Below are 14,524 nucleotides of genomic sequence, written 5' to 3'. Positions count from 1 at the left end.
CAAATATTTACTGCGTTTTGTTAATTATTGACTATTGTTAATAATCGCTATTTATTTGACTTCTTCGAAATCTACATCCGTAACTTCGCCGTCATCTTTCGACTTGCTTTGCGACTGTCCACCCTGGTCGCCTCCGGTTGGTCCTCCCTGTGGTCCTCCCTGAGCACCGCCACCCTGGGCTTGCTGCGAAGCATTATACATTTCCTGAGATGCTGCCTGAAACACTGTATTCAACTCATTCATAGCAGTATCGATGGCTGCCAAATCCTGACTTTTGTGTGCTTCCTTTAGTTTTGCCAACGCATCTTCAATCGGTTTTTTCTTGTCGGCCGGAATTTTATCACCAAATTCTTTTAATTGTTTTTCCGTTTGGAAAATCAAACTGTCAGCCTGGTTAATTTTGTCAGCTTTTTCTTTTACTTGTTTATCTGCTTCAGCATTTGCTTCTGCTTCAGCTTTCATTTTTTTGATTTCGTCATCCGACAAACCAGATGAAGCTTCAATCCTTATGGATTGTGATTTTCCTGTTGCTTTATCTTTTGCATTAACATGCAGAATACCATTGGCATCAATGTCAAAAGTTACCTCAATCTGAGGTATTCCACGTGGTGATGGCGGAATTCCGTCGAGGTGGAATCTCCCAATTGTTTTATTACCCGAGGCAATTGGGCGTTCACCCTGAAGAACGTGAATTTCAACAGAAGGTTGGTTATCAGCTGCAGTGGTAAAAGTTTCCGATTTTTTTGTTGGAATTGTTGTATTGGCTTCAATCAACTTGGTCATTACGCCACCCATGGTTTCAATCCCCAAGGAAAGTGGAGTAACATCAAGCAGCAACACATCTTTTACTTCTCCGGTTAAAACACCGCCCTGAATAGCAGCACCAACAGCTACAACTTCATCAGGATTTACGCCTTTTGAAGGATTTTTTCCAAAAAAGGCTTTTACTTTTTCCTGAATTGCCGGAATACGCGTTGAACCTCCAACCAAAATTACTTCATCAACATCACTTGGCGACATTCCTGCATTTTTTAAAGCTTTTTTACAGGGCTCAATGGTTGCATTAATCAATGTGTCAGCCAATTGTTCAAATTTTGAACGCGACAGGGTTTTTACCAGGTGTTTTGGCACACCGTCAACCGGCATAATATAAGGCAGGTTGATCTCAGTTTGAGAAGAGCTTGAAAGTTCAATTTTTGCTTTTTCAGCTGCTTCTTTCAAACGTTGCAATGCCATTGGATCTTTTTTCAAATTTACACCTTCGTCTTTTTTAAACTCATCAGCTAACCAATCAATAATAACCTGGTCAAAATCATCACCTCCAAGGTGCGTATCACCATCGGTTGATTTTACTTCAAAAACTCCGTCACCCAATTCGAGGATTGAAATATCGAAAGTACCACCCCCCAGGTCGAATACCGCAATCTTCATGTCTTTGTCCATCTTATCCAAACCATATGCCAATGATGCGGCAGTAGGCTCGTTGATAATACGACGAACATTCAAACCGGCAATCTCACCAGCCTCTTTTGTTGCCTGGCGCTGTGAGTCGCTAAAATAAGCAGGCACAGTAATTACGGCTTCACTTACTTCCTGTCCGAGGTAATCTTCAGCTGTCTTTTTCATTTTCTGAAGTACCATAGCTGAAATTTCCTGTGGTGAATATTTTCTGTCGTCGATTTGTACTCTTGGCGTATCATTGTCACCTTTCACTACTTTGTAGGGCACTCGTTCAATTTCTTTTGAAACCTGCGCATATGTCTCACCCATAAAACGTTTAATAGAGAAAACCGTTTTTTGCGGATTGGTAATGGCCTGACGTTTCGCCGGGTCTCCAACTTTCCTTTCTCCATTTTCAACAAAAGCAACAATAGAAGGCGTAGTTCTTTTTCCCTCGCTGTTAGGAATTACTACGGGTTCGTTCCCTTCCATTACGGATACGCATGAATTTGTGGTCCCTAAATCAATTCCAATTATTTTTCCCATTGTATTATATATTTCGTTATCAATTTCAAAATTTCGATTCTATTTAATCAATGACTATGCCATGCCGTTATCCGTGATTAATGGCGAAATTATGACACGGATAAAATTAGAATTCACAAAAATTCTGTCAAATCCGGTGACAAAAAGGCAGAAATAAAAAAGTTCAGCATTAAAAGATTGCGTAATTGATTCCGATATGATTCGTAAAACTAAAACCCCTTATATGGCTCTGCCGGATACTCTCACTCCATGAATAATATACAGCCATAAAGAAAGATGCTCTTAAACGCGGCGAAAAGTAGTAGCTCAAGTTCCCACTCAGAGAACAATAAGCATTATTTGAATCATAATGATTCTCATCATTTTTAAGGTAATCAAAAAAGTTAAACTGTCCGTTTGATCCTAAATATGCACTGGTTCGGGTGTTTAGAAACCAACTATAACCATAAATGAATGAGCCAATTAACACATTATAGTTACCCGCCAAAGGATTTTCATTCATGTCCGGATAATATTTGTTATAGTAGAAATTTGTAGAAAAATAACGTTGCCAATTTAACCCAATCGGTTTATAGGAATCGAACAATAATTCCAATCCCCAAAGGTTATTATAATACTTTGTTGAATTCTCATTTACAATCATTTCCGAATCGGGGACGTAATTTTCGATTCTTGTTTTACCAAAATCGCAAAGCAGTTTGCCTGACACACTAAACTGAATGCGTGTTCCTGAATGTATTGATTCATTTCCATTTAACCACATATCATTTAATGAAGTGAAATATGTTGCGTCCATTTCATCAGTTAATCCCAGGTTACCCAGAAGTGAATCGAGGCTTTTTATTTCATAAATACTTCTTAAACGCGAATCAAAAAAACGTTGATTCCGGAGTTGAGCTATTTTGTCTGTCACTTGCAAAATTTCGTTTTCATTTGGAAGCCGGGTTAAACGATCGTTTTTAAGTAAGTCTTCAAAAATATAAATAGCTTTACGCAAATCGTTAACCGGTTCAATCCGACCAAATCCTCCGCCTAATTTTATTTCTGGTTGAAAATCAAGATTTCGTGAAAAAAATTTATCACTTTTTTCATTGTCATAGCCTTCCAATTCTTTGATAAAATAAGAATATCTCCTTATATACAAATTAGGAGACCAAAGAAAGAACCATTTGTCCTTGCTGTTAAGATACATCCTTCGAGCCAACCAGGCATTCACGGTAAAAATGTAATCATCATTTTTTTCATAAGGCACATCACCCGATTTCTGCCAGTCCAATTCAATATCTGCAGAAAAATCAAACAATCCCTCTATTTGAACTTTTTTTGAATTTAAATAGTACGAATAAAGGGCATCAAAATTATTATTCAATTTGAATCTGGAAAATTCCGAAGAATTTCCAATTGAATTTCCGTGTGAACTCTGGGAGTAATCATTGTTATATTGCAAACTAAAATCCAACTGATGTATTTTAATCTCCGGCAATTTGTAGGCTGATAAATCGATGTTCTCGAACTGCGCATTTGTTGTAACAAATACAAAAAGAAAAAATGCAAAGGGTATAAAATGTTTCATGACTTTACTTTTTGGTTTAGTTTGGAAAAACAAAATCCATTCCAAGCATACGGCTGAAAAGTTTAAAATCATTCTTAATATTTATATAAAAAAAACTTAACAAACAGAACAACATCTGCACCTTTTACAAAAAAAATACTACATTCAGTTTTCATTTTTTAAACCGAACTGACATGACAAATAAAAATACACGCACAGAGCCTCAGAAACGACTGCATTCACTTGATGCCCTGCGTGGTTTTGATATGTTCTGGATTACAGGGGGAGGAGTACTTGCAATTGCTGTTTCGCAAATGACGGGTGCGGCATGGCTGGAAGAGCAGATGGAACATGTCCCCTGGGAGGGATTTCATTTTTATGACTTAATTTTTCCGCTTTTTATGTTTATTTCCGGTGTTGCGATTCCCTTTGCTGTAAAATCGAAACTGGAAAAAAATGTACCCAAAAAAAAGTTATTCAGAAAAGTATTTAAACGATTAGTCATTCTTATTCTTTTAGGAATATTGTACAACGGAACTTTCAGAGATGGTTTTGAAGGCGGGAGAATTGCCAGTGTCCTTGGCCAAATCGGGATAGCTTATTTTTTTGCTTCATTAATAGTTATTTATTTTGAATCGTTCAAAAGCCGGCTGATTTGGCTTGGCGGAATACTTGCAGGGATCGGGATTATTCAGTTGCTTATTCCGGTCCCGGGTTTTGGAGCCGGGGTACTAAGCCCCGAAGGTTGTATAAACGGATTCATCGACAGACACCTCCTTCCGGGGAAATTGTACAGAGAGACATTTGACCCTGAAGGACTGTTATGCAGTTTCTCCGCAACCGCTGTAACTCTAATGGGAACAATTGCCGGAAATATTCTTAGGAAAAAGAGTACCACTGACTGGCAAAAAATTGGCTACATGACAGGCGCGGGAGTTTCAGGCATCATTCTCGCCCTGATTCTTTCGACTTTCTACCCCATTATTAAAAGCTGCTGGACATCGACTTTTAATCTACTTACCGGCGGAATTGGTTTTTTATTGCTGACACTATTTTATCTGGTTATCGACCACTGGGGATTTAAAAGCTGGGCATTTTATTTCCGGATAATTGGGATGAATTCTATATTTATTTATTTGTTTACGCGGATTGTGGATTTCAGAAGAATTACTGAATTTTTCATTGGATGGCTGACCAAACCTATGGGTGAAGAAGCCGGCGGGCTATTTTCTCTTCTTGGCGGATTGGCATTGCTTTGGTTGCTGTTATACTACATGTATAAGAAAAAAATATTTCTTCGGGTGTAATTAATATCTGCTTTTATAGATAGCCAGCGAAAATTCAGGCCCAGTCATCATAAACTCCTCGCCGTCTCCTATTTTCCATGCAAAAGAAAAATTGACGCGTGTTTTTGAATTTACCTGTCTGTAATATTCAATATAAGGGATAAAATTGTGTTTTACCGGGTCAAAATCATCCCAGTCGTATATCACTAGTCCCGGAATATATTTCAGGCCAAATCCGAATTGTGATTTCAGATTCGGATAATATGTCCACCCGATATTGCTCTCCAGTGTTGCCCAGTCATGATGTTTGTAATGGTTGTAACTTAAATTTATACTAAGATTACTGTTCCAGTTTGTATTTACATACTTGGCTTTGTCATACTGCACAAAACCACCGTAATAAAAGTCAGGTTCACGATTGTAATAATTAAAAAACGGCCCCAATTCCAAACGCGAACCATTTAAACGAGGCATAAACTCTCCCAGTTCCCAATCTGTCTGAGATATTTCCGGATTAGCCAGAAACATTGAAGTACGCAGAAAATCTGCAATTTCAGATAGTTCAGTATCATAATTTCGCTCAACAGAAGGATCGCGCTGAAGTTTTAATTCTGTAATTTTGTTGGCCAGTCTTTCAATTTCCTCATCTGAGAAAAGACGCCCCTTATAATATTTGTTTAATAAATAATCGGCTGCCATATAATGGTTCATCGGATTCAACTTTCCCATTCCCCACCCCGCATTCGCCGAGAAACCATACCTAAATTTATTGTCCAGGCCCTTCTCATCAAAATCCGACCAGGTTTCGGAAGAATCCCGGGTTGAGCCGTCAATACTCTGGTGAAACAAATCATCGCGAACCCATGCATTAACTTTAACAAGCGTATAATTTCTGTCGTCGTAATAAAACCGGCTACTGTAATCAACAGCCAATTTGCTTCGCAGACCAATGGTTGTCTGGTCTCCGTCAACCATTTGTAACGAGGTACTGTCACTCCAGCTGCCAATACCAAAAAAAGGTCCGACATCCAGTGTCAAATCTATAAATTCCTGTTTGTAGCTTAAGTAATTCCATATGCGGTTTTCAAACTGAAATCCTGCTGAACCGGTAAACAGCTCCTCGTTTTGTTTTGATTCATCGGTACGTATTTCTTCTCTCTCGTTTGAACCACTGAAATAAACACCGGTATTCAATTCCTTTTTTATAAAAAAATATACTTTCGAGGTATCTTTGTTCTGGTTACCATCGCTACTTGAGGCAACTCCATAAAAACTTCCACAAAATGTAAACAAAAGAAAAAAACTGACGGTGATAAGTTTCTTCATATAATTCTTTTTCTAAATAAAAACGCAAAGTAAATAAACCATAATTAATCTGAATCATTCATGCGGTTAATAAACGTTAAGCAGGCGAATTTAATATGCGAAATAAGGATTAGTTTTGTCAGGGTAAAAACCTTTGGTTATTTTTACCGGATTAATTTGAAAACGAAATTCTATGTCAGTACATAGTGAAATTAGAAAAGTAACCACACATCGTTTGTCGGAAATGAAATTGCGTGGTGAAAAAATATCGATGCTAACGGCCTACGATTACAGTATGGCTCAGTTAGTCGACGAAGCCGGTATTGATGTAATTTTGGTTGGCGACTCAGCATCAAATGTGATGGCGGGAAACGAAACTACTTTGCCCATTACCCTTGACCAAATGATTTACCACGGAACGTCGGTAGTAAAAGCCGTTCAGCGTGCTCTGGTTGTGGTCGATCTTCCTTTTGGCACTTACCAGGGAAATTCGCGCGAAGCGTTGAGCTCTGCCATCAGAATAATGAAAGAAACAGCCGCCGACGCAGTAAAACTGGAAGGTGGGAAGGAAGTTCTTGAATCGGTGAACCGCATTCTTTCGGCAGGCATCCCAATTATGGGGCATCTTGGATTAATGCCGCAATCGATTCACAAATTTGGCACTTACACTGTACGGGCAAAAGAAGAGGCCGAAGCTGAGAAACTGATTAGCGACGCAAAATTGCTGGAAGATGCCGGATGTTTTGCTATCGTTTTGGAAAAAATTCCGGCTAAACTCGGGAAACTGGTAGCTGAAGAAGTAAAAATTCCGGTAATTGGAATTGGTGCCGGTGGCGGTGTGGATGGGCAAGTACTTGTAATACATGATTTACTTGGCATTACACAACAATTTTCACCTCGTTTTTTAAGAAGATATCATAACCTCGCGGCTGAAATAAAAGGAGCTGTTGGGAATTACATTACAGATGTTAAGTCACAGGATTTCCCCAACGAAAAAGAGCAGTATTAAAAATACAAATAAGACGAACAGAAATCAGACAAAGTGGTAAAGGTAGTTTACGAAGACAATCATATTATCGCAATAAATAAGGAAATTGGAATTGCCGTTCAAAGCGACATTACCGGCGACGAAACACTTCTGGACATTGTTAAAGCTTACCTGAAGAAAAAATACAACAAACCTGGCAATGTATATTTGGGTTTGCCCCACAGACTCGACAGACCAACCAGTGGGCTTGTTATTCTGGCAAAAACAAGTAAAGTGTTGCCCCGGTTAAACAGACTTTTCCAAACCAGAGGACAGGTAAAAAAAACATACTGGGCTGTTGCAGACAAAAGGCCTCCCAAATACATGGACACACTGGAACATTACCTCACAAAAAACCAGGAAAAAAACAAAAGTTTCGCCTACAACCAGAAACGAAAAGACACCAAACTTGCAAGCCTTACCTATCGCCATGTGGCAAGTTCCGACAGGTATCATTTATTGGAAATTGAACTACACACGGGCAGACACCATCAAATCAGGGTTCAGCTAAAACAAATTAAACTGCATATAAAAGGCGACGTAAAATACGGATTTCCAAGACCAAACAATGACAAAGGAATTCATTTGCATGCGCGTAAAATTGAATTTATCCATCCGGTAAAAAAAGAACCTTTAACAATTGTTGCCGACCCGCCGAATGATGTTTTATGGAATGAATTTCTGAAAATGTTTCGTGATAATCGGTTTAGTCCAGTGAATCCGGTTTAAAAGCAAACGGAAGTAAACTATCCACACCATCAAAAACAAGAATTTTACCGTCTCCGTCGAGGATAATACGGATAGGTTTCTGAAAACGCATTTCCGTTTCAACCATCGCCTGCCTGCACGAACCACATGGTTTAACCGGATCCAGTACCAGACCTGAACTGTTCTCTGCGGTAACAGCTATTCTTTTAACAGCTACATCCGGAAAATTTGCATTGGCATAAAAAAGCGCCGTTCTCTCGGCACACAAACCAGAAGTGAAAGCAGAATTCTCCTGGTTATTGCCGTTTACAATTTCACCATTTTCAAGTTGTATTGCTGCTCCAACGTGAAATTTGGAATAGGGTGCATAAGCATTTTTAGAGGCTTTTCGCGCCGCCAAAACCAACTCCCTATCCTCTTTCTGCAACTCCCCTATATTGTCAAATTCAAAATGGACAATCCGTAATTCGCTTTTACGCATATCTTTTGTTTTACTCAAAAATACAATTAAAATTGTTAAAAAGGGACGAATGCTTTTGTCTCACATCATAAAATAAGCATCGGGACGTTAATTCACTAAAACTTGTTTATAAAAAAAAGTTACAACACGCAATTAAATTGTTGAAGTAATTATTTTTACCCGGCGTTTGAAACGAAACAACTCATGAGAAATATATTTTTATTCATTCTATTCATATTTACAATACAATCTGCTTTTTCACAACAATCCCGTCACGATTATATAGCCAAATACCAAATGCTGGCCATCGAAGAAATGAACCGAAGCGGAATTCCGGCAAGTATAACCATGGCGCAGGCTTGTCTTGAATCCGGTGACGGGAACAGTGAACTGGCCCGTAAATCGAATAACCATTTTGGAATTAAATGCAAATCAAACTGGAAAGGGAAAAAAGTATACCACGACGATGATGCCAAAAACGAATGCTTTAGAAAATACAAAACGGTAGAAGAATCGTTTGTTGACCATACTGATTTTTTAACGAATAATGCACGTTATAGTTTCTTATTCCAGCTTGACCCAACCGATTACAAAAGCTGGGCCCGTGGATTAAAAAAAGCCGGCTATGCTACAGCCGGTCATTACGACAAAACACTGATAAAAATTATTGAAGACTTTAAATTATTCAGGCTTGACTATGAAATTTCGTTTGAGCAAATTGGAGCTTACCGGGATAATCCAATTACCAACCAGGGAATCTCAAACACGCTTACAATTAATCCTTACAGGGCACACAAGGTAATAAACATGAATAATTTAGATGCTGTTGTTGCAAAAGAAGGAGATACTTATGAAATCATAGCCCAGGAGTTTGATTTGAGAAATTGGGAACTTTATAAGTTTAACGACCAACCCAAAGGATATGTTCCACTGGAAAATGAAGTAATCTATATTGAAAATAAAAAAAGAAAGGCATCACGAAAAGATAAAGTTCATCGTGTTGAAACGGGAGAAACCATGCACTATATTTCACAAATGTATGGGATAAAACTCAAACCTCTTCTGAGAAGAAACGATATGAAAAAGGGAGAACAACCACAACCCGGAGAAGTGATTCAACTGCGGAAAAAAGTAAAAAAATAACTAAGCTGATTTTAACGACATTTTATAAAACAGATACCGAAGCAACACCCGATCGGCAAACAAAATAAAGATAACAAGAATGTTAATTCCGGCTACCCACGAAATATTTGATAAAAGAAAAGTTGTCCATTCTTTCAAATCGGCTGAAAACCAAATAAAAGCCATTGCCGCAGCCACTGCTATAATTCCTGCAATCACTCCCAGATAAATCAGGAATTCCTTAAAATACGATTCCCACGCAAATTTACGACCCGCTTTATTAGCTACCATGTCTGCAAAATTTCCGGGCAACGAATACTGCGGCTCCGATTTTAATATTTCATTTAAAATACGTTCTGAATCTGTAGATGTATTTTTATTCCGCATAATGTACAAAAATATTTGTTTTTTCATTTTTTGCTACCTGTTCCAGCTTTTCTTTTAAAATTTTCCTGGCCCTCGACAAATAGCTTTTTATTGTACCTTCCGGCATACCTGTAATTTGCTCAATTTCTCTGTACGAAAATTCTTCCAGATGAAAAAGCGTCAATACAGTTCGGTAATGCACCGGAAGTTCTTCAATCAACTGCAAAAGGAATTTTTTAACCTCTTCCTTTTCTACTATTTTCTGGTTTGGCGATGTATCCTGTTCCCCTGAAATTAGTGCAGGTTGCTCATCATACGAATGTTCCGCCTGTCGTGTTTGTTTTCTGACATGCGAAATACTTGTATTATATGCTATTGTAGCAATCCAGGTTGAAAGCCGCGAATCACCCCTGAAACGTTTCAGTTTCCGAAACACTTTAATAAACACTTCCTGGCAAACATCCTTTACATCGTCCTGCGATTGAATAATACGCCCAACAACATGCAAAACAAGCCTTTCGTGCTTTGCGACCAAAAAGCGGAAAGCATTTTCATTTCCACTTAAAACCTGTTGAACCAGTTCTGTATCATTCATATTCATTGTATCAGACTCAGGGTTTCAAAAAATGTTGCAAAAAAAATCATGTTTTTTAGCTTGGCAGGCAACCGGGCTTTCCGTTTTAGTTCCCTTGCAGGTTTCTGTTCCGGCAACGCCCCGAAAACGAGCTTCCAATGGTCGCAGTTTCGGGTCGGCCGTCACACACACCTGCGGCGGTAAGCTGTCACTTCAATCCCTGCCCGAAAGTTTTTTCAAAAAAAAATTCAAAAAGTTGCAACATTTAACTGCGCACAAAAGTCAAACAGTCAGAATGTCAAATTATAAAAACAAAATAAAATGAATGTAATGGGAGATGTTTTAATACCTGCAGTAGTTTTTTTCGGAATGTATCACATCATTAAACTAATTTCTGAACACCTGCTAAAAAGAAAACTGATTAAAGCGGAACAATATGACAAAGCTGGAATTCTGGAACCACCAAAATCTGTTTCGGAAGAAGGGAACAAGTATCCGTCTTTAAAGTGGGGATTGGTTGCCTTAATGAGCGGGCTGGGATTTATCATCATCGAAGTAATGCGCCTGGTCAATCCAAATTTAATCGACTATCACAATGCTGTTTTGCCTATTGGAATTTTGCTGGTATTTGTTTCTTTGGGCTTCCTTATTTATTTCTTTATTATGAACGGGAGGAAAAAACAGTAGAAAACAATGTTCTAAAAAATAATAAGGGCTCTGTCTTTCAGGGCCTTTTTATTTGAATTTACATTCGTCAATTTGCTGAAAACCCCTTAAAAAATCGCCTGTTTTCATCCGCTTTTTACCGGCAATCTGCAAATCGGTAATTTCCAGCCATCCATCATAACAAGACACAGCCAAAAACGTTTTTCCATCGATTCTTATAGTACCCGGTTCAGCTGAATTCTCTTTTTCACTTCTTTGTGCAAAAAATATTTTTGTTTGCCACTCATCACCTGTTTCTTTGTTAACAAGTATGGTCCATGCGGCCGGATAAGGCGATAAGCCACGAATCAAATTTCGGACTGACTCTGTACTTTTTTCCCAATTAATTTTACAATCTTCTTTAAAAATTTTAGGTGCGTGTTTTATTTCACTTTCTTCAATCAACTCCGATTGTGAAACAGGCTGAATGCCTTCTTCTGCAATTGCATTTACCGTTTCCACCACCAGCTGGGCTCCGATTTCCATCAGGCGATCATGAACCTCTCCGACTGTATCATTTTCTCCAATTTCAATTTCGCGCTTAAACAAAATTTTTCCGGTATCTATCTGCTGATCCAGCAAAAATGTAGTAACACCTGTTTTATTTTCACCATTTATAACTGCCCAGTTTAAAGGAGCCGCTCCCCTGTATTGCGGCAACAATGAACCATGCAAATTAAATGTCCCAAAACGGGGCATTGCCCAAACTACTTCAGGCAGCATCCGAAAAGCAACAACAACCTGCAAATCGGCTTCCAGGGTCCTTAATTCTTCCAAAAAGACAGGATTTTTAAATTTATCGGGTTGTAACACATTTAATCCCTTGTCAATTGCATATTTTTTTACAGCCGACTCTGCCAGTTTCTTCCCTCTTCCTGCAGGTTTATCCGGAGCAGTAACAACACCAACAACATTATAACCGCCTTCAACCAGAGCGTGTAAACTTGCCACAGCAAAATCGGGTGTTCCCATAAAAACAATACGAAGCTCTTTTCCTTTCATTTATCCTCTTTTTAAACCGGTACGTAAATTTGTATTTCCCTTCTGAGCTTTTGGCCAGTAAGGACAGTGTCTGCAACCATTCGAACAACAATAACCACGGTTAATCAGATAACGTTCTGTCATTACACGGTAACCATTTTCCAGATAAAAATCAACACCTTCTGTTAAATCGCTGTTGAAGCCCAAATCATTACCAAAAATATCGTCAAAATACCCCATTCAAAAATTTTTCCCAAAACTAAACATTATCTTTAAAACAAAAACGAATAAAAATGGGAATCGAAAGAGACTATCTTATGAGACAACTAATGATGCTTTTCGAAGTAATTCATAAAATACTCAGGCATCGAAAAAAAGGAGAAAATGAAGAAGCGGAAAAAGAGATTCAATACTTTTATGAATGCCTGAAAATTGATGATGATATCCACCAACTCAGCATTGAAAAATTTATTGATGTTTTGGTCTCCCAAAAAAAACTTACCAACGAACACCTTGAAATGGTTGCTTTTGTTATGAAAGAACAGGGAGAAATGGCGGAAACTAAAAAGAAAAAACTAAATTATTTTAACAAGGCCTATTTTTTACTAAACAAAGTTGAGATGGAAAGTACTTCATTTTCAATGGACCGTCAAATGAAACTCGCAGAATTAAGAGAGAGTTTGCCCGATTAACTGTTAAAGAAAAAACAATGCCACACCGCCAACAGTAATAAGGGCACCTAAAATTTCTTTCCAATTTACTTTTTCACCAAACCAAATAACAGAAGGAGCAATAATAAGAACCGGCGAAATTGCCATTAAAGTTGCTGCCACACCTGCCTCTGTATGTTGAACTGCAAGAAGAGAAAAAGAGACCCCCAAAAACGGGCCAAAAAATGCACCAAGTGTTATTCTTTTCATTGCCGGAGCATGTTTTAACGCGGCCCAGACACGCGGCCACCGTTTCATAAAAACAAACAAAACTGAAAATCCGGCAACTCCCGCTAAAACTCGGATTTGCGAAGCAGAAAAGGCATCGTAATTTCCCATTCCTTTTTTACTCAAAACCAAACCTGCCGCCTGCCCCATGGCACCTCCCACGGCCAGCAGAATTCCCTGGACAGAATAACCCGATTTTAACTTTCGAATAATCTCTCCGTTCTGTTCTGTTTTTTCTCTTTTCAAAATAACAAGTACAATTCCAGCCATTGTAACCATCATTCCCAACCAGTTTGACAGCGTTAGAGTTTCTTTCAATATAAGCCAGCCAATAAACGCTGTAAAAGGTGGCGCAAGCGCCATCATCAACATCGAAATACGGGCTCCAATAACTACAAATGCCTGAAACAAAAGCAAATCACCAATAACAAAACCAACCAAGCCTGAGAGAATTAACCATTTCCACTGGAAAACAGTAGCATCTGAGGGAAAGAAAAAACCACGGGAAAACCAACTGTAAAAACCAATAAAAAAGAAGGCTATTACCAGCCGGATTAAATTGACGGCCAAAGAGCCCACTTTCTTTCCTGCCGATTCAAATGCCAAACTTGTTACCGTCCAAAAAACGGCAGTCAGGATACCCGCTATTTCACCAAAATATTGTTGCATAATTTGGTGGCAAATGTAATCATTTCGCGTATCGAAACCGGTAGAAAAAATGCCTTTTTAAAGAGGAGACAAAAAATTTCGGATAAAAACAAAAAGGCAAGCCTTTCGACCTGCCTAAACCTTGTTTTGCATCTTTCTTATTACCTTATTTTTTATCTTTCTTACTTTTTAATCGTTGCTTGTTATCGCATAAATAAGTTGCCCGAAGAAATATTTCCTGCCGACATCTACAAACTAACACCTGACAGCAATTTATTTGTATTATCCAACTCAACAGGAATCTCTCGTTGCAAACTGTCCCAGCTCTGCGTTACAATTGAAGTATAATTCAACCATAAATTTTCATCCGTTGCAGTCCCAAAATCCACTTCTTTTCCGGCTTCTCTGTCATTCCTTGATTCTACGTCAAAAAGGGCAACCGTAGGGATGTTGATTTCAACACCATGTGTTGCTTCATCCTGGTCTGTATCACCTTCGCCATTTCCGCCCTGTTTAACTGTTGCCATTGTTAAACTTGAGATTAATAAACTTGCTGCGATTGTTAAAACAGACTTTTTCATACATTTTTTAGTTTGTAAATCCTTTTGTAAAACATCAAGCATCAATGTGCCAGAATTATTACAATACAGATGCCAAAACACATAAAACACTAACAAACAACACCTTACAAACATAGCCATACAATTCAATAAACCCAAAATGAAACATATTTCCCATATATGGACATTATTTATTTCAGGGACACTCTGAAAAACTTACTCTACGGGGGACAAAAAGCCGGTGATAACAAAAAAAAGCAGAAACAATCTATGCTTCTGCTTTTCTATAATTCTTCTAATTTACTA

16 protein-coding genes are annotated in these 14,524 nt (G+C 38.3%); 6 read left to right on the top strand and 10 right to left on the bottom strand.

The window, feature by feature from the left end; translation table 11 throughout:
• Positions 1-51 precede the first annotated feature (51 nt).
• Together dnaK and GM418_RS22230 are read right to left on the bottom strand one after the other, a co-directional pair.
• A complete protein-coding gene (dnaK, locus tag GM418_RS22235) occupies positions 52-1,986 on the bottom strand; it encodes a molecular chaperone DnaK (RefSeq protein WP_158869412.1) in 1,935 nt (644 codons plus the stop codon).
• Between the two features lie 169 nt (positions 1,987-2,155).
• Positions 2,156-3,559: a hypothetical protein gene (locus GM418_RS22230; RefSeq protein ID WP_158869411.1), complete on the bottom strand. Its 1,404-nt coding sequence runs from the start codon at positions 3,557-3,559 to the stop codon at positions 2,156-2,158.
• Positions 3,560-3,732: 173 nt separating this feature from the next.
• Between GM418_RS22230 and GM418_RS22225 the strand changes: the two genes are divergently transcribed.
• On the top strand, positions 3,733-4,845 hold the full coding sequence (locus GM418_RS22225) for an acyltransferase family protein (protein WP_158869410.1): 1,113 nt from the start codon (positions 3,733-3,735) through the stop codon (positions 4,843-4,845).
• Here the strand turns inward: GM418_RS22225 and GM418_RS22220 are convergent, their stop codons facing one another.
• Positions 4,846-6,150 carry a hypothetical protein gene (locus GM418_RS22220; RefSeq protein WP_158869409.1) on the bottom strand — a complete coding sequence of 435 codons (1,305 nt, stop codon included), beginning with the start codon at positions 6,148-6,150 and terminating at the stop codon, positions 4,846-4,848. It abuts the gene before it with no gap.
• Between the two features lie 172 nt (positions 6,151-6,322).
• Here GM418_RS22220 and panB point away from each other — a divergent pair, with 172 nt between their 5' ends.
• Together panB and GM418_RS22210 are read left to right on the top strand one after the other, a co-directional pair.
• Positions 6,323-7,138: a 3-methyl-2-oxobutanoate hydroxymethyltransferase gene (gene panB / locus GM418_RS22215; protein ID WP_158869408.1), complete on the top strand. Its 816-nt coding sequence runs from the start codon at positions 6,323-6,325 to the stop codon at positions 7,136-7,138.
• A 33-nt stretch (positions 7,139-7,171) separates the two neighbouring features.
• On the top strand, positions 7,172-7,885 hold the full coding sequence (locus GM418_RS22210) for an RluA family pseudouridine synthase (protein WP_158869407.1): 714 nt from the start codon (positions 7,172-7,174) through the stop codon (positions 7,883-7,885).
• Here GM418_RS22210 and GM418_RS22205 read toward each other — a convergent pair.
• Positions 7,863-8,345: a cytidine deaminase gene (locus tag GM418_RS22205; RefSeq protein ID WP_158869406.1), complete on the bottom strand. Its 483-nt coding sequence runs from the start codon at positions 8,343-8,345 to the stop codon at positions 7,863-7,865. The genes GM418_RS22210 and GM418_RS22205 overlap by 23 nt on opposite strands.
• Before the next feature lie 183 nt (positions 8,346-8,528).
• On the opposite strand from GM418_RS22205, the gene GM418_RS22200 reads away from it, so the two are divergent.
• The gene (locus tag GM418_RS22200) at positions 8,529-9,467 is read left to right on the top strand and encodes a glucosaminidase domain-containing protein (protein ID WP_158869405.1); all 939 of its coding nucleotides are present in this window, start codon (positions 8,529-8,531) and stop codon (positions 9,465-9,467) included.
• Here the strand turns inward: GM418_RS22200 and GM418_RS22195 are convergent, their stop codons facing one another.
• Both GM418_RS22195 and GM418_RS22190 read right to left on the bottom strand, forming a co-directional pair.
• Positions 9,468-9,860, bottom strand: coding sequence for a hypothetical protein (locus GM418_RS22195; protein ID WP_158869404.1), 393 nt, complete (start codon positions 9,858-9,860; stop codon positions 9,468-9,470). It abuts the gene before it with no gap.
• Complete coding sequence (locus tag GM418_RS22190) at positions 9,823-10,407, bottom strand: RNA polymerase sigma factor (protein WP_158869403.1); 585 nt, start codon at positions 10,405-10,407, stop codon at positions 9,823-9,825. Before GM418_RS22190 ends, GM418_RS22195 begins: the two co-directional genes overlap by 38 nt.
• A 300-nt stretch (positions 10,408-10,707) precedes the next feature.
• On the opposite strand from GM418_RS22190, the gene GM418_RS22185 reads away from it, so the two are divergent.
• Positions 10,708-11,073 (top strand): DUF6249 domain-containing protein, encoded by a 366-nt coding sequence (locus tag GM418_RS22185; protein ID WP_158869402.1) that lies wholly within the window; start codon positions 10,708-10,710, stop codon positions 11,071-11,073.
• A 48-nt stretch (positions 11,074-11,121) separates the two neighbouring features.
• Here the strand turns inward: GM418_RS22185 and fmt are convergent, their stop codons facing one another.
• Positions 11,122-12,093, bottom strand: coding sequence for a methionyl-tRNA formyltransferase (fmt, locus tag GM418_RS22180; RefSeq protein ID WP_158869401.1), 972 nt, complete (start codon positions 12,091-12,093; stop codon positions 11,122-11,124).
• Positions 12,094-12,312 (bottom strand): C1orf53 family protein, encoded by a 219-nt coding sequence (locus GM418_RS22175; RefSeq protein ID WP_217447564.1) that lies wholly within the window; start codon positions 12,310-12,312, stop codon positions 12,094-12,096. It lies immediately after the preceding gene.
• Positions 12,313-12,365: 53 nt separating this feature from the next.
• Between GM418_RS22175 and GM418_RS22170 the strand changes: the two genes are divergently transcribed.
• Positions 12,366-12,764 (top strand): hypothetical protein, encoded by a 399-nt coding sequence (locus tag GM418_RS22170; RefSeq protein ID WP_158869400.1) that lies wholly within the window; start codon positions 12,366-12,368, stop codon positions 12,762-12,764.
• 3 nt (positions 12,765-12,767) lie between these two features.
• On the opposite strand, the gene GM418_RS22165 is transcribed toward GM418_RS22170, so the two are convergent.
• Positions 12,768-13,679 (bottom strand): DMT family transporter, encoded by a 912-nt coding sequence (locus GM418_RS22165; protein ID WP_158869399.1) that lies wholly within the window; start codon positions 13,677-13,679, stop codon positions 12,768-12,770.
• A gap of 227 nt (positions 13,680-13,906) precedes the next feature.
• Positions 13,907-14,239 carry a hypothetical protein gene (locus GM418_RS22160; protein WP_158869398.1) on the bottom strand — a complete coding sequence of 111 codons (333 nt, stop codon included), beginning with the start codon at positions 14,237-14,239 and terminating at the stop codon, positions 13,907-13,909.
• Positions 14,240-14,524 lie beyond the last annotated feature (285 nt).

It is taken from the genome of Maribellus comscasis (assembly GCF_009762775.1).
GTDB classification, from domain to species: Bacteria; Bacteroidota; Bacteroidia; order Bacteroidales; family Prolixibacteraceae; genus Draconibacterium; species Draconibacterium comscasis.
This window is presented reverse-complemented; position numbering and strand designations above follow the sequence as displayed.